The organism is Micromonospora sp. WMMA2032 (assembly GCF_002688545.1).
Lineage (GTDB): Bacteria > Actinomycetota > Actinomycetes > Mycobacteriales > Micromonosporaceae > Micromonospora > Micromonospora sediminicola.
This window is the reverse complement of sequence record NZ_CP024052.1, coordinates 1,637,852-1,656,896: the sequence shown is the minus strand read 5'-3', so window position 1 is coordinate 1,656,896 and position 19,045 is coordinate 1,637,852. Positions and strand designations below refer to the sequence as shown.

The window sequence follows — 19,045 nt, the reverse complement described above, 5'->3', positions numbered from 1 at the left end:
ACGGCACCGGTCGTGCGAGCCGCCGTCGGGGCGGGGCTCAGCCGGTGGGGGCCCGGCCGGCGAGGGCCGGATCCCCGCCGTACGGCCGGGCGAGGGTCTCCGCGAGGCTGCGCCACAGCTCCGCGGCGAGTTCGACGTTGTGGGCCTGCTCGGCCTGGCGGGCGACGTCCTGCAGCGCCCGGATGCCGCCGTCGGCGTCACCGCCCAGGATGGCCAGCCGGGCCTGCAGGGCGGCGAGCTTGAGTCGGTCGCGGAACGACAGCAGGGAGCGCCGATCGGCTGCCGCGTCGCAGATGGCGCGTGCGTCGTCGAGCCGTCCCTCGGCGAACGCCAGGTGCGCCCGCAGGCTCTGGTGCTCCTGGTGATGGCGTTCGGTGCCGATCAGTCGCAGCACCGGCTCCACCGTGTCCAGCACGGCCCGGGCCCGCTCCGGCTGCGCCGGGGTGGTCTGCAGGTAGAGCGAGGCGGCGGCCAGGTGCAGGCGGATCCACAGGTGCAGGTCCTGCCGGCTGTTCGCGCCGGAGAGCGCCTCCTCCAACCGGGCGATGGCGCCGGCGTGGTCACCCTGGCGGGTGCGGACCGTCGCCGCCGCCCACAGCGCCTCCACGTGCAGCGTCCCGCCGGCCGGCTCGGTGAGGCGGCACAACTCGTCGGCGTGGGTCCGGGCCTCGTCGAGCCGGCCGGCCTCGGCCAGCGCCGAGACCAGGGCCTGCAGCGTCGCCGCGCGGTCGGTGAGGGACAACTCGCCGGCGACGTCGTACGCCCGTTGCGCGTACTCCCGGGCACCGGCGGTGTCACCGAGGGTCCGCAGGCAGCGGGACAGCTGGGTCTGCGCGCGGGCCAGGAGCGGCGCGACGCCGAGCTGCCCGCTCAGCTCGACCAGTTCCTCGAGCAGGTGGCGCTGTTCGTCGCGCTCGCCCTCGTCGCCGCGGATCTCGGCGAGCAGCCAGAGCGCCTGCCACCGCTGGGCCGGGTCGTGTTGGCCGTCGGCCCGCAGCGCCTCGGCCAGCGGTTCGGCGGCGCGGTCGTGGCTGCTGGCGGAGATCACCGCGGCCAGGACCTGGGTGAACGGGGACGCCTCGACGGCGTCCACCGGGTCGGCGTTCGGATCTTCCAGAACCGAGACCGGCACGCCGAGGCGTTGCGCGAGATAGGCCACCACCCGGGGGGTCGGCCGTCGGGCGCCGGACTCGAGCCGGGACAGATAGCCGGTGGAGATGGCGCCCTCGGCCAGCGCCGCCTGGGACAGGCCACGCTTCTCGCGCAGCGCGCGAAGCCGGGATCCGAACTCGGACTGCTGCAGCATTCCCACTCCCAAGGCCAAGATCACCGACAACCGCCACGGAACTCCGCGAGGTGTGGCCGCCGGTGATGGTCGGCTCGGCATTGCCATCGCCGGTTTATGGCTGTAAAGGAGTATAGCCACCCTGACCGGGCACCGGGTAAGGGTGCCGGCACAGTCGTTGCCAGCGGGTTGCCGGCTCCCACGGTCCCGCCGGACGGGTGGGAGCGGGGGAGGGGGTTGCCGACGCCCTTGCCGCGTCGGCAACCCCCCGGGATCAGAAACGGGTGTGGTAGACGGCGTAGGCCTCCGACTCGGGCAGCGCCGCCAGGTCCCGGACGTCAGCCCGCTTGATCGCGGTGTAGAGCTCCCGGCGGGGCGAGCCCAGCACGGACATCAGCAGGTCGTCACGTTCCAGCGCGTCGACCGCCTCGGCCAGGCTGCCGGGCAGGGCGGTGACCCCCCGGCGGCGCAACTCCGCGTCGGACAGGGTGTTCGGGTCGACGGTCAGCGGTGGGCCCGGATCGAGCCGCCGTCGCACGCCGTCCAGACCGGCGTGGATGACGGCGCCCAGCGCCAGGTACGGGTTGGCGGTGCCGTCGCACGGCTTGATCTCGACGTTGGTGGTGCCGGACTCGTCACCGCCCAGCACCGACGGGACCCGCACCGCGGCCTCGCGGTTGTCGAAGCCGTAACACCCGTAGGCGCCGGCCCACTTGCCCCGCATCAGCCGGGTGTAGCTGTTCACGCCGGCGCACAGCAGGGCGCTGAGTCCGGGTAGGTGCGCCAGCACCCCGGCGATGAAGTGGTGCGCGACGTCCGACAGCCCGCCACCGGGCGCGGCGAACGCGTTGCCGTCACGCCAGAGCGACACGTGCAGGTGGTTGCCGTTGCCGCGCAGGCCGGCCAGCGGCACCGGGGCGAAGGTCGCGTGCAGACCCCGCCGCCGGGCCAGCCCGCGGGTGATCATCCGCTGCCACACGTGGTTGTCGGCGGCCCGCAGCGCCGGCGCGGGCCGGACCGTGACCTCGTGCTGGCCCGGTGAGGTCTCCGGGTGGTACTGCTCCACCGCCACCCCGGCCGAGCGCAGCGCCCGGACCAGCGCGATCACGTAGTCGTTGGTGACGTCGAACGCCTCGTTGTCCAGGGTGAGCCCGTCGTCCAGCGGCGCCCCGTCGCGCAGGAGCGTGAACTCCGGTTCGAACGCGGCCACGACGGCGTACCCCTCCCGGGCGGCCTCCGCCACGGCGTCGCGGAGGAACGCCCGCGGACACGCGCCCCACGGCGTTCCGTCCCTGGTGAGCAGGTCACCGAGAAGCGCCGCCGAGCCCGGCGCGTGCGGCAGCAGCGCCAGGGTGCCCGGGTCGCCGGCGATGCGCACCTCGTCCATGACCGCGAAGCCGGGCACCGGTTGGGCCTGGTCCAACAGGCTGGCCGCCTGCCGGCCGACGGACAGCGGCACCCCGGATCGCAGCCGCCCGGGCAGCGACTCCCGGGACACGCCCTTGCCGCGGACGATGCCGTTGTGGTCCACCCACAGGAAGCGGACGATCTCCACGTCGTGCCGTTCGACCAGTTCCAGGACGTCCACCGCGCGGGCCGGAGCCGACCCTCGCGGCGGTTCGCCGGCGGAGCCGGGGAGGGCTCCCCCGGAGTCGCCGTCGGGGCCGGCGGCCAGCGGCGTCGGCGCGGCGGTCACGGACGTCACGGCCCGCTCCGCGCCGGCACCGGCAGGCAGCCGCCGAGCAGCGCCAACGGCGGCTCGTCCACCAGGTAGAAGTGGTCGCCGCGGACGCCGTGCTCCCGCACCGGTCCGCTGGTCAGCGTCGACCACGGGCGGCGGTCGGCGTCGTCGTCGACGTCGCCCACGATCGTCGTCACCGGGCACCGCAGCATCGGTGCCGGGCCCGGCGTGTACGCGTGGAACATCCGGCCGTCGGCGCGGACGTACGGCAGGACCAGTTCCTGGAACTCGGGGTCGGCGGCCAGCTCCGGGTCGGTGCCACCGAGCGTCAGCAGGCGCTCCACCACCGCCGCGTCGTTCAGTTCGTCCGGGTCCGACAGCTCCTCCGGCTCCGGGTAGGGCGCGTCGCGCGATCCCGACGCGAACAGGTGCAGCGGCTCGACCCCGCGCTCCTGCAGCGCGACCGCGGTCTCGAGGGCGACGGCCGCGCCCATGCTGTGGCCGAACAGGATCAGCGGGCGGTCCGCCAGCGGCATCAGGGCGTCGGTGATCTGCGCCGCGAGCCGGCGCAGATCGGCGGGGGGCGGTTCGGCGATGCGGTGCGCGCGCCCGGGATAGCAGACCGCGTGCACCTCGACGCCGGGCAGACGCCCGCCCCAGGGATGGAACATGGCGGCGGAGCCGCCGGCGTGCGGGAAACACACCAGGCGTGCCTCGGGAGCGTCGAGCGTCAGCGGGCACCGCAGCCAGCGGGCGGTGTCGGGGGTCGTCGTCACAGCGCCTCCTGGGGGGTGAGCCCGGCACGACGGGCACGCAGGGCCCGTGCCCGCTGGGCGCGGGCGACGCGGTCGTCCCCGTCGTCCGCGTCGGCGGCGTCCGGGTCACCGCCGTCGCGCAGCAGCGCCACCTGCGCTGCCACCGTGGTGTGCTGGAACAGGGCGACCACCGACAGCCGACGCCCGGTGCGCCGCTCCAGCGTCTCCCGGAGCCGGAACATCGCCAGCGAATGACCGCCCAGGTCGAAGAAGTTCACGTCGTCGGGGACGTCGTCACGCTGCAGAACCTCCGTCCACGCCGCGCTGACCTGGGCGGCCAGACCGGCCGGGTCCGTCGTGCCCGGCCCGGCCGACGCCACCGCGTCGTCGGCGGGCGGACCGGCGTCGGCCAGGCCGCGCAGGGCGTCCCGATCGGTCTTGCCGTTGGGGGTGCGCGGGAAGCGGTCCAGGACCACGATGCGGCTGGGCACCATGACCGCGGGCACCCGGTCGGCCAACTGCCGTCGCAGCGCGTCCGGGGCGGGCCCGGAGGGGGCGAGGACGAAGCCGACCAGCTCGGTGTCACCGGCGGTGGGCACGGCCACGGCCTCCCGCACGCCGGGCAGCGCGCACAGCTTCGCCTCGACGGCCGCAAGCTCGATCCGGTGACCGCGCACCTTGACCTGGTGGTCCCGGCGACCGAGGAACTCCAGGGTGCCCGCACGGGTCCACCGGCACAGGTCACCGGTGCGGTACATGCGCTCGCCCGGGGTGGTCACGAACGGGTCGTCGCGGAACGCCCGGGCGGTCGCGTCGGGCCGCCCGTGGTAGCCGCGGGCCACGCCGGCGCCGGCCACGTACAGCTCGCCCGGCTCGCCGACCGGCACCGGGCGCAGCCGCTCGTCCAGCACGTACGCCCGCGCGCCCGGGATCGGTCGGCCGATCGTCACCGGGGCCGGCGCGGTGAACCGGTGGTAGGTGGACCACACGGTCGCCTCCGTCGGGCCGTACTCGTTCACCAGCTCGCAGCGGCCCGCGGTCGCGGCGAAGTGCCGCTCGACCAGCTCCTGCGGCAGGGCCTCACCGGCCACGATCGCGGTCCGCAGCGAGCCGAGGCGGTCCGCGCCGGCACGCGCGGCGGCGTCGAGCAGATAGCTGTACAGCGACGGGATGCACAACAGGTGGGTGGCCCGGTGGTCGTCGATCAGCGTCACCAGCTGCTCCGGGTCGCGCACCTGCGCGCCGGTGGCCACGATCAGGCAACCGCCCGCGGTGAGCGTGCCCCACAGCCCGGCCACCGAGGAGTCGAAACTGAGCGGCGACACCAGGAGGAACGTCGGCTCGCCCGGGTAGACCAGCCGCCGGGCCCGGGTGGACGCGGCCAGCTGCCCGTGCTCGACCACCACGCCCTTGGGCTCGCCGGTGCTGCCCGAGGTGTAGATCAGGTACGCCGGGTCGGTGAGCAGCACCGGGACGTCGACCGGCGTCTCGGCGTCGTCGGTGGCGCCCTCGGGCAGCGCGGTCGACACCAGCGGCAGGCCCGTGCCGGTCAGGCGGGCCCGGGTGTCCTCGTCGACCAGGGCCGCGGTGACCTGGGCGTCGGCGAGGATCTCGGCCAGCCGCTGGTCGGGCTGCCCGGGGTCGAGCGGCACGTAGGCGGCACCGCAGCGCAGCACGGCGAGGACGGCGGCGACCGTGGCCGTGGAGGCGTCGGCGAGGACCGCGACCCGGTCCCCGCGGCGTACCCCGGCGCGCGTCAGCGTGGCGGCGATCCGCGAGCTTCCGGCGACGAGTTCGGCGTAGGTCATCTCGTCGGTGCCGCAGCGTACCGCCGGGCGGGACGGTGCGCGTGCGGCGACCGCGGTCACCAGGTCCGGCACCGGCGTCAGCGGACGGTCCGGCAGGGGGTGGCCGAGGTGCGCCGGACCCGGCAGGTCGGCCGGGGTGCCCGACCGGGGGGCCATCGACAGCGTCGTCATGGACTAGCTCCTTCTTTCGCTGGTGACAGGGGTGTGGCGGCGACCGGCGGTCAGCCGACCGTGACCCGGGCGCGGGTGTCGTCGTCGAGCAAAGCCCGGCACAGCGACGTGTGGTCGCCGAGCGTCGGGCGGGTCATGAGGTCGCGGATCGGTACCCGGACGCCGAGGTCCGTGCGGAGCCGGCGCGCCAGGTGGGTGACGCCCAGCGAGTCGCCGCCCAGGTCGAAGAAGTCGGCGTCGTCGGACAGCTGGTCCCGGCCGAGCAGATCGCGCCAGAGCCGGCCGACCAGCGCCGGCACGTCGTGTCCGGTGGGACCGGGCGGGTGGTCCGGACCGGGGGTCGTCGTGGCGGCCACGAGCGGCGGGACACCGGCCGGCGGGGTGCGCCCGTCGGCCACCGGGGCGGCCTCGGCGGCGAGGTGGCGCGGCCCGTGGAAGGCGTACCCGGGCAGGTGGACGCGACGCCCGGTGGGGCACGTCGCCTCGATCGCCACCGGTTGGCCCATGGTCCACAACCGGCCCAGCGCGGTCAGCACCGCCTCGTCGTCGTCGGTCCGACCGCCGCACAGCGGCACGGCGGTGAGACCGCCGCTCTCCGCCAGGGTGGACAGGGCGTGACCCGGTCCCACCTCGACCACGACCGCGCCGGGGAACCGGCCGGCCAGCTTCTCCAGCGCCGGTCCGAATTGAACGGTGTGGCGTGCCTGCGCGGTGAACCGGGTCGCCTCGACCGGTGTTCCCGGGACGAGCACGTCGCCGCTGTTCGCGGCCCACGGCAGCGTCGGGGGTCGGAGCCGCGTCGCGCCGAGTGCCTCCCGCAGTGGCGCGTCCGCGGCGTCGACGAGCGCGGTGTGGAACGCGCGGCGGCTCCGCAGCCGCCGCGCGCGGACCCGGCCGGGCGAAAGCCCGGCCTCGAAGGCGTCCACCACGTCCGGCGGCCCGGCCACGACCGTGTGGTCGGGGGAGTTGACGGCGGCGACCTCCAGCGCCAGGCCGGAGGCGCGAATCAGGTCGTCGGCCTCCTTCCGGCCGCAGGTCAGGGCCAGCATGGCGCCGGGCGGGCACTGCTGCATGGCCTGCCCCCGGACGGTCACCAGCCGGGCCGCGTCGGCCAGGTCGAGCACACCGGCCACGCACGCGGCGGTGATCTCGCCGAGACTGTGTCCGATCACGGCCGCGGGGCGCAGGCCGAGCCCGCGCAGGGCCGCCGCGGCGGCGTACTCCACCGCGAACAGGGCGGGCTGGGCGAGGGCGGTCTCGGCCAGTTCGTCGGCGGGGAACCGGGGGTCGTGCAGGGCGCGACCGACCAGGTCGGCGGTGGCCGGGTCGTACGCGTCGAGCACGGTCGCCAGCGCCGGGGCGAAGCCGGGCAGGCCGGTGGCCAGTGGCCGGGCCATCCCGGGGTGCTGGGCGCCCTGCCCGGGGAAGGCGAGCACGAGCGGGGCCGGGCCGGACGCGGGCACGCCCGCGCGCAGGGCGCCGCCGGACGTCAGCCGCCGGGCGAGCTGGTCGGTGTCCGCGGCGACGACGGCGAGGCGCTCGGTCAGGTGGGCCCGACCGGTGGCCAGGGTGCGCGCCACGTCCCCCGGCTCGGTGCGGTGGGCGCCCAGGTGGTCGGCGAGGCGGGTGGCGGCCCGGTCGAGCGCGGCCCTGTCGGCCGCGGACAGCACCACCAGGCGGTGGCCCGGGCCGGCCTGGGACTGCGGGCTCGCGACCGGCGGCTGTTCCACCACCACGTGGGCGTTGGTGCCGCCGACGCCGAACGAGCTGACCCCGGCACGCCGGGGTCCGTCGCCGGGCCACGGGCGGGCCTGGTCCGGCACGTAGAGCGGCGACTCCTCGTGGTCCAGCAGCGGGTTGAGCGCGCCGTGGCCGGCGACCGGCGGGATCACCCCGTCCCGGACCACGAGGATCGCCTTGATCAGACCGGCCACGCCCGCGGCGTTGTCGAGGTGCCCGGTGTTCGCCTTCAGCGCGCCCACCGCCACCTGTGCCGGGCGCGCGCCGCTGGCCCGCAGCGCCGCGGACGCCGCGGCCCACTCGATCGGGTCGCCGATGCGGGTGCCGGTGCCGTGGCTCTCCAGGTATCCGATGGTCTCGCCGCCGACGTCGGCGGTCCGCAGGGCGGCGCGGATCACCGCCTGCTGGCCCTCGACCGAGGGGGCGTAGTAGCCGACCTTCGCCGACCCGTCGTTGTTGACGGCGGTGCCCAGGATGACGCCGTGCGGCGCCGGGCCGTCGTCGAGCGCGTCGGCGAGGCGCCGCAGCACCACGCAGGCGACGCCCGACCCGGCGACGATGCCGTCGGCGCGGGCGTCGAACGGGCGGCAGTGCCCGGTGGGGGAGTGGATGCCGCCGGGCACGTGCAGGTGACCGGCCTGCGGGAAGGCCATCCCGGCCGCGACCACGAGCGCCTGGTCGCAGTCGCCGTTGAGCAGCGCCTGCACGGCGAGGTGCACCGCCACCAGCGACGACGAGCAGGCGGTCTGCACCGCCAGCGCCGGGCCGTTCAGGTTCAACCGGTACGACAGGAGGCTGGCCAGGAAGTCGGGCTGGGTGCCGTGCAGCGCGTCCTCCAGCGTCAGCGGCGTGAGCCGACCGCCGGCCACCATCCGCCGGAGGTAGTCGCTGCTGCTGGCGCTGGCGTACACGCCGGTGGTCAGCCCGGTGTCGAGCGGGTTGAGTCCGGCGTCCTCCAGGGCCGACCAGGCGCACTCCAGCATCAGCCGGTGCTGCGGGTCGAGCATCTCGGCCTCGCGGGGGCTCATCCGGAACAGCGCGTTGTCGAACCGGTCGGCGTCGGCGAGGTGACCGTGCACCGGCACGTAGTCCGGGTCGTCGAGCAGGTGCCGGGGCACGCCCTCGGCGGCCAGCTCGTGCCGCTGATAGCGGCGGGTCAGGACCTGTCCGGCGGTGAGAGCGGACCACCACCGGGTCAGCTCGGGTGAGCCGGGGAACCTCCCGGCCATGCCGGATACGGCGATGTCGAGGGAACGGTCGCGCGCCATGCACCCACCTTTGATCAGTCACCAGGCGCACCGTCCGGCGTGGAAGATGCGGCCTCGATGCCCGGACTTGCCAGTAGGTTGCCAGACGAGGCAAGGTCATGGCAACGTTCTTGTCGAACATGGTGACGCGCATCGTCCGGTCACCACGAGAGGGCACCGACGAGGGGAGAGGCAGCGTGCAACCAGACCCACGATGGACGGTCGGCGCGCCCAACACCGCGCCGGCCGAAGGGCTGCACCAGACCGTGGCCCGGCAGGCACGGTCGCGGCCCGCCGGCGTCGCCGTCGTCGAGGGCGCCCGCGCCCTCACGTACGCACGGCTCGACGCCACCGCGGACGCCTGGGCCGCCGGGCTGGTCGCCGCCGGGGTACGCCCCGGCGATCGGGTGCCGATCCTGCTGCCCCGTGGCCTCGACCTGGTCGTCGCGCTGCTGGCGGTGCTGAAGGCCGGCGCCGCCTACTGCCTGCTGCCGCCGGAGTGGCCCGCGCCCCGGCGCGACGCCGTGCTCGCGGACCTGCGACCGCCGCTCGTGGTCACCGGCGACGAGCCGGCCGGAGACCTCCCGGCGCCGGCGTGGCCGGTAGCGGCCGCGCCGGTCGCCGCGCCCCCCGGCTTCCGACCGGTGGCCGTCGACCCCACCGCGGCCTGCTGCGTCTTCTTCACCTCGGGCACCACGGGCCGGCCCAAGGGGGTGGTCAGTCCGCACGGCGCCACCGCCCGCCTGCTGCAACCCGGCGGCTTCGCCCGCTTCGACCACACGACGGTGATCCCCCTCGCCGCCGCCACCGCCTGGGACGCCTTCTCCCTCGAACTGTGGTCCGCCCTGCTCAACGGCGGCACCTCTTTGATCGTCGCCGATCCCTACCTCTCCGCCTCGGCCCTGCGTCAGGGATCGGCTCGGCACGGCGCGAACACCGTGTGGTGCACCGCGAGCCTGTTCAACCTGCTGGTGGACGAGGACCCGGACGCGTTCCGGGGGCTGCGCCAGGTGATGATCGGCGGGGAGCGGCTGTCCGTGCCGCACGTCCGCCGCTTCCTGGCGCGCCACCCCGACGTCGTCCTGCTCAACGGCTACGGCCCGGTCGAGTGCACCATCTTCGCCACCACCCACCGGATCCGCCCGGACGACTGCGACCGACCCGGCGGCATCCCGCTCGGGCGGCCGGTGCCCGGCACGCAGGTGTACGTGCTGGACGGGCAGCGCCCGTGCGCGGTCGGTGAGACCGGGGAGATCTGCCTGGCCGGCGACGGACTGGCGATCGGGTACCTCGGCGACCCCGCCCTCACCGCCGCCAAGTTCACCCGGGTCCGCCTCGACGGTCGTGACGTCCGCGTCTACCGCACCGGGGACCTCGGCAACTGGGCCGACGACGGCCTGCTGCACCTGACCGGCCGGACCGACCGGCAGCTGAAGATCCGTGGCAACCGGGTGGAGCCGGCCGAGGTCGAGCGCCAGATCGAGGAGCTGCTTCCGCAGGTGCGGCAGTGCCGGGTGGTCGCCCGCACCGACGGGCGCGGCGACCGGGAGCTGATCGCGTTCTGCGTCCCCGACCGCGCCGACGCTCCGCTGTCCGATGTCCTGCCCCGGCTCCGCGACACGCTCGTCGCCCACCACCGTCCGGCCGCGGTGGTCGGTGTCGCCGCGTTCCCGCTCACCGCTCAGGGCAAGCTCGACGAGCGGGCGCTGCTGGCGCTGGCGCCGCCGGTCGCCCACCCGGATCCGGTCGTCGGCGCCGACCCGGCCACCCTCGACGACCCGGTGCTGCGCGACGTCGCGGAGTGCTTCGCCGCCGTCCTCGACACGGGCACGGTCCGGCTGGGCACCCCCTTCCCCGAACTGGGCCTGACCTCGCTCGACGCCGGCCGGGTGTGTGCCCGTCTCACGGCCCGCACCGGCACCCCCGTACCGGTGTCCTGGCTCTACGAGTACCCGACCGTGACGGGCCTCGCGCGCCGGCTGTCCGACGCGATCGCCGCCCCGGACCCGGCACCGGAGGCCGGCGCGCCGGCCACCGACGACGACGCCGCCCCGCTGACCGCCGTCCAGGTCATGCAGCTCACCCGGGAGCTGCTGAACCCCGCCGACCGCACCGGGCACTGCCTGCTCAGCTGGGTCGTCGAGGGCGACCTCGACCGACCGGCCCTGGCCCGGGCGATCGAGGCGGTGCACCTGCGGCACGAGTCGCTGCGCGCGGCGTACCTGCTCGACCCGGAGCCGGCGGCGTACCCCGACGACGTGCCCGCCCCCGCGCTGACCGTGCTGCCGTCGCACGACCGCGTCGACGCGGCCCGGGCCGCCGCCCGCGCGGCGCTCGCCGCGCCGTTGGCGCCGGAGGACGCCCGGATCTGGCAGACCGTCCTGGTCCCCGTCGACCGGCCGGCGCCCGCGCCGGCCACGGCCGTGTTCGGATGCGCGGTGCACCACGTCGCCTTCGACGGCTGGTCCGAGGCCGTGCTCGCCGAGGATCTCGGCACGGCCTACCGGGCCGCCCTGGCCGGCGCCGGTCCCGACCGGGTCACGGCCGCGCTCGGCGCCGGCCCGACCCTGGCCGACCTCGCCCGCGCCGCCCGCGCCCGCGACCGCCTGGCCGAGCCCGAACGCCGCCTCGCCGAGACCCGCGTCGACCTGGCCGGCGTGCCGCCACTGCGGTGGCCGTCCCTCGACGGCGACGACTCGGGCGTCGGCTCCGACGCCGGGGCGGCGCCGACCGGCGCGATCGTGCCGGCCGGAGGCCGCCGGCCGCCCGAGCGGGTGGAGGCCAGGCTGGACGCGGACGCGCTCGCGGCCGTCGACGCCACCGCCGCCACGGCCGGCGTCACCCGGTTCGTCGTGCTGCTTGCCCTGTGGGCGGCGAGCGTCGCCGACGTCACCGGTCAGCGGGACCTCGCCTTCGGGGTGCCGGTGGCCCGTCGCGACGACCCCGCGCTGCGACGCGCGATCGGTTGCCACATCAGCATGCTCTGCCTGCGGTTGCGTGACGCCGCGTGCGCGGGCGACCGCGCGGCCGTGCGGTCGGTGGCCGCCGCCGTCCGGCAGGGGCTCGCGGCCCAGAGCCTGTCCGGAACCCACCTGCTCGGCCCGGCCGGACGGCCACCGGCCTACCAGACCCTGTTCGCCTGCCAGGACAACGCCGTGCCCGAGCTGCGGCTGCCCGGCGCCCGCGTCACCTTCGCCCGGCAGCCGTATCTCGATCTGCCCCTGGACCTGCACGCCGAGCTGTGGCCCGACAGCGACGGCCTGCGGCTGGAGATCGCCTACCACCCCACCGCGGTCACCGCGAAGACCGCGCACGACCTCGCCAAGTACTTCACCGAGCACGTGTACAGCCAGGCGACGGGAGCCCGGGCATGACCATCAGCGCCGTACCGGCCACCACCTCCGATCCGGCCGGGCCGTACGCGCCGCCGCTGTCCCGGCTCACCGACCCGGACCTGTACGCCGACGGCGACCCGCACCCGCTGTGGGCGTGGATGCGCGCCCACGCCCCGGTGCACCGGCAGCACGCGGGCGAGCTGCCGGCGTTCTGGTCCCTGACCAGGTACGCCGACATCCGCGCGGTCTACCAGGACAGCACCACGTTCAGCTCGGCGCAGGGGGTGCTCCTGCGGCCGGCCGTGGTCGGCCCCGACCCCGGCGGCGGTCTGACGCTCGCGCTCACCGACGCTCCCCGCCACAAGCAGTTGCGGTCGCTGATGGCCGGCTGGTTCAACACCCGCGCGGTCCGCGCGCTGGAGGGCTACGTGGAGGCCGCTGTCCGCCGGGTCCTCGACGACGCGGCGGCACGGGAGACCTGCGACTTCGCCACCGACATCGCGGGCCGGCTGTCCCTGGCGGTGATCGCGCACATCCTCGGGGTGCCCGAGGCCGACCACGACCGGCTGTACCGGTGGACCGACGAGGCGTTCGCCGCCCACAGCTCGCTCGTCTCCCACCCCGACATCGTCGAGTACTTCCTGGACCTGCTGTACCGGCGGATGGAGGAACCGACCGGGGACCTGGTCAGCGCCCTGCTGCACGGCACCGTGGGCGGTGAGCTGCTCACCGAGATCGAGGTCGTGCTCAACTGCGAGAACCTCATCGGGGCCACCGAGAACGGCCGGCTCGCCCTCATCGGCGGCGTGCAGGCGCTCCTCGAACACCCGGGGGAGTGGCGTCGCCTGGCGCGGGACCGGAGCCTGCTGCCCGGCGCGATCGAGGAGATCATGCGGTGGACGTCGAGCGCCACCCACAGCGTGCGGACCGCCACCCGCCCGTACGAGCTGCACGGTCGGTCCATCGCCGCCGGCGACAAGGTCGTGCTCTGGCTCCCCTCGGCCAACCGGGACGAGGACGTGTTCACCGACCCGTACCGGTTCGACATCTCGCGGACCCCGAACCGGCACATCGCCCTCGCCGTCGGTGAGCACTTCTGCATCGGCGCCACGCTGGCCCGGGCACAGATGCGGGTGCTCTTCTCCGCGCTGCTGGACGGGGCGTACGCGATCGAGCTGGACGGTCCGGGCCGCCGGGTCGCCTCGATAGCGGTGAACGGCCCGCAGAGCCTGCCGGTCCGGCTGCGCGCGCGCTGACCGGCCGCCGTCACACCCACCCATCAGCGCATCCTCGGGAGGACACCTGTGCCAGCACCACGGATCACACACCTGAGCGAGCCGGCCGGCGTGCAGCCGAGTTCCGGCTACACCCACGTCGTCGTCGGGCGGGGCCGGCTCGCCGCGATCGCCGGGCAGATGGCGTTCGACGCCGAGGGGGAGCTGGTCGGTGCCGGCGACCCCGAGGCGCAGGCGCGGCAGGTCTTCACCAACATGGGCCGGTGCCTGACCGCGGCCGGCGGCGGCTTCGACGACGTCGTCAAGCTCACCTGGTTCGTCACCGACGTCGCGTTCCTGCCGACCGTGCTGGCGGTCCGGGACGAGTTCATCGACACCGCCCGGCCGCCGGCCAGCACCGTGGTCCAGGTGGTCGCGCTCTACCGCCCCGACCTGTTGCTCGAGGTGGACGCCCTGGCCGTGCTGGAGGAGGCCTGATGACCGGGACCGCGACCCGCCCGGTGGCCGCCGCCCCACCGCCGTTCGACCCCGAACTGGCCGGTCCGCTGGCGGAGATCCTGTCGGAGCTGCCGATGCCGCTCACCGCGGACCTCGTCGCCGACCGGCGACGCCGGTCCCGTGCCGGCCGGCTGACCGACGCGCAGATCCGCCGCGACGGGGCGTTCGAGATCGAGGAGCGGACCGTTCCCGGCCCGGCCGGCGCTCCCGACGTCCCGCTGCTGATCTGTCGTCCGACGAACGCCCCGGCGCCGGTTCCCGTGGTGTACCACACGCACGGCGGCGGGATGGTGGCCGGCAGCCACCGCAGCACGGAGCTGGCCGGGGAGCTCGACCGGGCGCAGGCGCTGGGCCTGGCCGTGGTCTCGGTCGACTACCGGTTGGCTCCCGAGCACCCGGATCCGGCCCCGGTGGAGGACTGCTACGCGGGGCTGCGGTGGCTCGCCGAGCACGCCGGCCCGCTCGGTCTCGACCCGGACCGCATCGTGCTGAGCGGCAACAGCGCCGGTGGCGCGCTGGCGGCCGGCCTGGCGCTGCTCTCCCGGGACCGCGGTGGCCCGCGACCACGGGGACAGCTGTTGCAGTTCCCGATGCTGGACGACCGGTGCCTCTCGGACTCCTGCCGGCAGCTGGGCCGGGTCGGCCTGTGGGACGGGCTGTCCAACCGGGCGGGATGGACCGCGCTGCTCGGTGCGCGCCGAGGGACGGCCTCGGTGTCCTGCTACGCCGCCCCGGCCCGGGCCACCGACCTGTCCGGCCTGCCGCCGGCGTACCTCGAGGTGGGCTCGGTCGAGGCGCTGCGGGACGAGGGCATCGCGTACGCGAGCCGGATCTGGCAGTCCGGTGGGCAGGCGGAGTTGCACGTCTGGTCCGGCGCGTTCCACAGCTTCGACGAGTGGGTGCCGACCGCCACCGTGTCCCGAAGTGCCCACCAGGCGCGCGTCGGCTGGCTGACGCGCGTGCTGGGCTGACCGAGTCGGATCAACAATCGTCCGGAGCCGGGTCGTCGCCGTGCGGCGGGGGCCCGGCTCCGCGTACGGAGGGGATCCGCAGAAATTCAAGGCAAACTGTTGGCATGAAGTAGGCAAAAGCGCGCTTCCTGGTACGCGCGGCCGGCGCCGAATTCGCGGAGCGCCGCCCTGCGGCTGCCACCGCCTGGCAACGGGTCGACGACCCGCATCAAGGCGGGACTCCCCGGGTTCTGTCGTCCTTGTCGGATCTGCGTGGTGCTTCACATTCGTCCGGGGATCTGCGGCGGAGGAGCAGGCGAATTCTGCGGGTACCTGGCTAATTGCCCTGCTTAACCGGCACGTCGGAGCGGGTCGTCCGGAGTCGTCGACCCCTGGTGCGGTGCCGACGGAGGTGCGTGGCGGCCGCCCGAGCGGGCTCCCGGGGGCGGCGTGTCAACGCCGCGTCCGAGCGAGGATTTCTCGCGTCCGGGCGCGAGTTGCCAACGGTGAATTGGTTCGTGCCAAAGTCAGGCAACACCTTGCCAAGAGCCGGTCGGTGTCGATAGGTTATCGCGTAGCGGGGCGGACAACCCGAGCGGCACGACCGCCGGTTCTGTCCACATCCCCATCCCTCTGATCTGGAGTTGACAATGCGTAGGTGCCTGGTTATCGCCGTTGCCGTCCTCGTCTCCGTGCTGGGCACCACCAGCAGCGCGTCGGCCTCGGACATCGACTGGCCGGTGGCCCCGGTCTCCACCGCGCGGTGACCCCCGGGCTCGCCGGCGTCGTGGCGTCCCCGGGTGTCGGGTCGGCCTCACCGGTCGGGTCACGTCGGCGCCCGGAGCGAACCGGATCCGTCCTCCCGGACGAGACGGCCGTGGCTCTGGTCGCCGCCGCGGCGCTGGCGAACACGACCACGGCGGACGACGCCCGGCCCGACGACGCGGCGCTCGACCGGATGGCTCCTCTCCTGGACACCGGGGAGGGGCCGGTCTGCGGCGCGAACGACCTGCGGACACTGCGTGGCCTCCGCCCACGGGTGCGGGCACTCTGGCAGACGACCGAGGACGGCGCGGCGTGCGCGGTCAACGACCTGCTCGACGAATTCGACGCCCGGCCCCGGCTGGTGAACCGGGGCCCGTGGGGCTACCGCCTCGAGGTCGTCCCGGTGGACGCGCCGCTCGCCACCCGCTTCGCGATCAGCACCTCGATCGCCGTCGCCGACCTGCTCCGCCGGGGCGAGTTCCGGCGGCTCCGTTCGTGTGCCCGTCCCACGTGCCACAACGTCATGGTGGACCTGTCCAAGAACCGGTCCAGGAGATACTGCGAGGGCCGGTGCGGCAACCGCGCCGCGGTCAGCGCCTACCGTTCCCGCCTGGCGTCGGGCGTGGCCGGACGACCGGGACCCTTCTCGAGACCTGCCGCGCCGCCAGGCGGGTTCGAAGCCGCCGGAGACCGCGACCGGTAGATCGTCCGCGGGCGCCTCACTCCTCGGAGGTCGGGGAGCCGCGGGCCGGCGGGCTCGGCCTCACGACGATCGCCGGTCGCGCGCCGACCGGCGGGTCAGCCACCACCCGACGTACGCGAGCGTGAGGACGACCGCGGTGGCGAGCAGATACCACTGGAACCGGTGCAGCTCCACGACGAGGGCGCGCAGGTGGTCGCCGGCCGTGTACCCGACGGTCGTCCACAGCCCGACCCAGGCGGCGGCGCCGATCGCGTTCCAGAGCACGAAGCGGGGCCAGGGCATGCCGGTGGCGCCGGCGACGACGCCGTTGAACTGCCGCAGGCCGTCGACGAAGCGGGCCGCCGCGACGAGTTTCGGGCCGTGGCGGTTCATCACCGCCTCCATCCGCGCGTACCGCTCGGGGGTGAGCCGCACGCGGCGGCCGTGGCGCAGGATCAACCGGCGCCCGCCGTAGCGACCGATCAGGTAACCCACGCTGTCACCGACCACCGCGGCCAGGAACGCGGTGACCGCCACCCCGACGACGGTCAGCCGGCCGTGCGTCGCGTATCCGGCGCCGAGGACGATCGCGGTCTGACCGGGCGTGGGTACGCCGAAGCCCTCCGCGCCGACGAGGAGGGCGAGTCCCGGATAGCCGTAGTGGCCGACCAGTCCGGTGAGGGCGTGGAACGGGTTCACCGGCCGGCGGCGGCGGCTGCCCCGCCCGAGACCTCCGCGTCCACCAACCCGATCCCCTCCGGTCACCGCCCCGGTCGGGGCGCCCACGCGGACGAGCCTAGCCGTCGCCGCGCCCGTGCCCGTCTTCTCCGACGAACCGCGCGCCGGTCAGTGCCGCGGGCCCATGTCGCCGGCGTCGGACACGGACCGGGCGTCCCGGGCCGCCATGGCCTCCTGCCGAGCGGGCTCCTCGCGCAGCACGGCGCAGTGCAACCACAGATCCGGGATCCCGAACCCGTCCACGAGCGTGCGCATGTGCGGCCGCAGCTCCTTGAGCAGCCCGTTCACCACCGTGGTGATCGCCTTCGAGCGGGCCGGGGTGAGGCGGCCGTGCTCCAGGAACCAGCCCTTGTCGGCCTCGATGACGCTGAGCGCGTACAGGTCGCAGACGCGGGAGAGCAACGCCTGCGCGGCCGGGTCCGCGGTGCGCTCGATGCCGGCGACGAACGCCTCCAGGGCGATCCGGTCGACGTGCGCCGCGGCGACCGCGAGGACGTGGTCCTGAACGTCGTTGAAGATGTCGAAGGGCCGGTCCTTCTTCGTCGTCGCGCCGTTGCGCAGGCGCCGTACCGCGCCGTCGAGCAGGTGCCTCTCCCGGTCCTCGAAGAGCTTGAGCTGCCAGCCGCGGTCGGTGACGGCGACCTCCTCGTCCCGGCCGGGCACGGAACCGACCAGTCGCTCGATGAGCGAACGGGCGGCGGTGCGTTCGAGCACCATCTCGCGGACCTGGTCGGCGACGAAGGAGGCCCGCCCCCACCCGTCCAGGGAGCCGAACTCGTCCCGGTAGCCGGTGAGCAACCCCTTGGCCACCAGTTGCAGCAGCACCGTGTTGTCGCCCTCGAACGTGGTGAACACGTCGGTGTCGGCCTTGAGGCCGGGCAGCCGGTTCTCGGCCAGGTAGCCCGCGCCGCCGCACGCCTCGCGGCACATCTGGATGGTCCGGGTGGCGTGCCAGGTCTGTCGGGCCTTCAGGCCGGCGGCCCGGGACTCCAGCTCCCGCTGCCGGTGCTCGTCGACCGGCTCGCCGCCGCCCTGCACCTCGGTGAGCGTCGTGACCAGCTCGTTCTGGGCGAAGTGCAGGGCGTACGTGGTGGCCAGCGCGGGCAGCAGCTTGCGCTGGTGGGCCAGGTAGTCGTTGAGCAGCACCTCACGATCGGCATCGGGGGTGCCGAACTGACGGCGCACGTCGCCGTAGCGGATCGCGATGGTCAGCGCCGCGCGGGTGGCGGCGGACGCGGCGCCGCCCACGCTGACCCGGCCCCGAACCAGGGTGCCGAGCATGGTGAAGAAGCGCCGGGAGTCGTTCTCGATCGGGCTGGAGTAGGTGCCGTCCTCGGCCACCTGGGCGTACCGGTCCAGCAGCATGTCCCGCGGCACCCGGACGTGGTCGAAGCTGAGCCGCCCGTTGTCCACGCCGAGCAGGCCGGCCTTGGGCCCGGCGTCCTCGATGGTCACGCCGGGCAGCGGCCGTCCCCGCTCGTCGCGGATCGGCACCAGCCACGCGTGTACGCCGTGCCGCCGCCCTTCGATGACCAGTTGGGCGAAGACCACCGCCATCCGGCCGTCCCGGGCCGCGTTGCCGATGTAGTCCTTGCGGGCCGCCTCGTGCGGGGTGTGCAGGTCGAAGGTCTGCGTCCGCGGGTCGTACACGCAGGTGGTGCGCAGTTGCTGGACGTCGGAGCCGTGACCGGTCTCGGTCATCGCGAAGCAGCCCAGCAGCCGGGCGGCGACGATGTCGCGCAGATAGGCGTCGTGGTGCCGCTCGGTGCCCAGGGCCATCACCGCGCCGCCGAACAGCCCCCACTGCACGCCCGCCTTGACCATCAGCGACAGGTCGACCTGTGCCAGCATCTCGCTGGCCACGATCGAGCCGCCGATGTCGGACCGGCCGCCGTACTCGGCGGGGAAGGCCGACGGCATGCCCATCCCGGTCGGCAGCTCGGCGAGCAACCGGGTGATCCGCGCGCGTGCCTCGTCGCCGGTCTCCCCGTACACCGGGAGGAAGCGCTCGTCGAGCTGCGTCCGGTGCGCGTCGCGGACCGCCGCCCACGGCCCGTCCAGCACCTCCCGGAGGCGGGCCGGGTCGACGGGGCCGGGCACGTGGGTCATGAGCACCTCGGTAGACGACGTCATGGTTACCTGTCGTACCCATTCA

At 74.9% G+C, this 19,045-nt stretch carries 12 protein-coding genes; 5 read left to right on the top strand and 7 right to left on the bottom strand.

Features of this window, described 5'->3' with window-relative positions; genetic code table 11:
* Window positions 1–37 precede the first annotated feature (37 nt).
* The 5 genes from CO540_RS07045 to CO540_RS07025 all read right to left on the bottom strand — a co-directional run bounded on the left by CO540_RS07045 (window position 38) and on the right by CO540_RS07025 (window position 8,708).
* Window positions 38–1,306 carry a helix-turn-helix domain-containing protein gene (locus CO540_RS07045; RefSeq protein ID WP_099161409.1) on the bottom strand — a complete coding sequence of 423 codons (1,269 nt, stop codon included), beginning with the start codon at window positions 1,304–1,306 and terminating at the stop codon, window positions 38–40.
* 253 nt (window positions 1,307–1,559) lie between these two features.
* Window positions 1,560–2,990, bottom strand: coding sequence for a glutamine synthetase family protein (locus CO540_RS07040; protein WP_172967803.1), 1,431 nt, complete (start codon window positions 2,988–2,990; stop codon window positions 1,560–1,562).
* Window positions 2,987–3,742 carry a thioesterase II family protein gene (locus CO540_RS07035; RefSeq protein WP_253866521.1) on the bottom strand — a complete coding sequence of 252 codons (756 nt, stop codon included), beginning with the start codon at window positions 3,740–3,742 and terminating at the stop codon, window positions 2,987–2,989. Before CO540_RS07035 ends, CO540_RS07040 begins: the two co-directional genes overlap by 4 nt.
* A complete protein-coding gene (locus CO540_RS07030; RefSeq protein ID WP_157779069.1) occupies window positions 3,739–5,700 on the bottom strand; it encodes a non-ribosomal peptide synthetase in 1,962 nt (653 codons plus the stop codon). The genes CO540_RS07035 and CO540_RS07030 overlap by 4 nt, the downstream gene beginning before the upstream one ends.
* Window positions 5,701–5,750: 50 nt before the next feature.
* Window positions 5,751–8,708: a type I polyketide synthase gene (locus CO540_RS07025; RefSeq protein WP_099161407.1), complete on the bottom strand. Its 2,958-nt coding sequence runs from the start codon at window positions 8,706–8,708 to the stop codon at window positions 5,751–5,753.
* A 176-nt stretch (window positions 8,709–8,884) separates the two neighbouring features.
* Between CO540_RS07025 and CO540_RS07020 the strand changes: the two genes are divergently transcribed.
* From CO540_RS07020 to CO540_RS07000, 5 genes are all read left to right on the top strand, one after another.
* Window positions 8,885–12,061 carry a non-ribosomal peptide synthetase gene (locus CO540_RS07020; protein ID WP_216642346.1) on the top strand — a complete coding sequence of 1,059 codons (3,177 nt, stop codon included), beginning with the start codon at window positions 8,885–8,887 and terminating at the stop codon, window positions 12,059–12,061.
* A complete protein-coding gene (locus CO540_RS07015) occupies window positions 12,058–13,278 on the top strand; it encodes a cytochrome P450 (RefSeq protein WP_099161405.1) in 1,221 nt (406 codons plus the stop codon). The genes CO540_RS07020 and CO540_RS07015 overlap by 4 nt, the downstream gene beginning before the upstream one ends.
* 48 nt (window positions 13,279–13,326) lie before the next feature.
* A complete protein-coding gene (locus CO540_RS07010; RefSeq protein ID WP_099161404.1) occupies window positions 13,327–13,734 on the top strand; it encodes a RidA family protein in 408 nt (135 codons plus the stop codon).
* Complete coding sequence (locus CO540_RS07005; protein ID WP_099161403.1) at window positions 13,734–14,726, top strand: alpha/beta hydrolase; 993 nt, start codon at window positions 13,734–13,736, stop codon at window positions 14,724–14,726. The genes CO540_RS07010 and CO540_RS07005 overlap by 1 nt, the downstream gene beginning before the upstream one ends.
* A gap of 856 nt (window positions 14,727–15,582) precedes the next feature.
* The gene (locus CO540_RS07000; protein WP_253866519.1) at window positions 15,583–16,173 is read left to right on the top strand and encodes a CGNR zinc finger domain-containing protein; all 591 of its coding nucleotides are present in this window, start codon (window positions 15,583–15,585) and stop codon (window positions 16,171–16,173) included.
* A gap of 60 nt (window positions 16,174–16,233) precedes the next feature.
* On the opposite strand, the gene CO540_RS06995 is transcribed toward CO540_RS07000, so the two are convergent.
* Together CO540_RS06995 and CO540_RS06990 are read right to left on the bottom strand one after the other, a co-directional pair.
* On the bottom strand, window positions 16,234–16,938 hold the full coding sequence (locus tag CO540_RS06995) for a DedA family protein (RefSeq protein WP_253866517.1): 705 nt from the start codon (window positions 16,936–16,938) through the stop codon (window positions 16,234–16,236).
* A gap of 60 nt (window positions 16,939–16,998) precedes the next feature.
* Window positions 16,999–19,023, bottom strand: a complete 2,025-nt coding sequence (locus CO540_RS06990; RefSeq protein WP_253866515.1) for an acyl-CoA dehydrogenase — start codon at window positions 19,021–19,023, stop codon at window positions 16,999–17,001.
* Window positions 19,024–19,045: the final 22 nt, after the last annotated feature.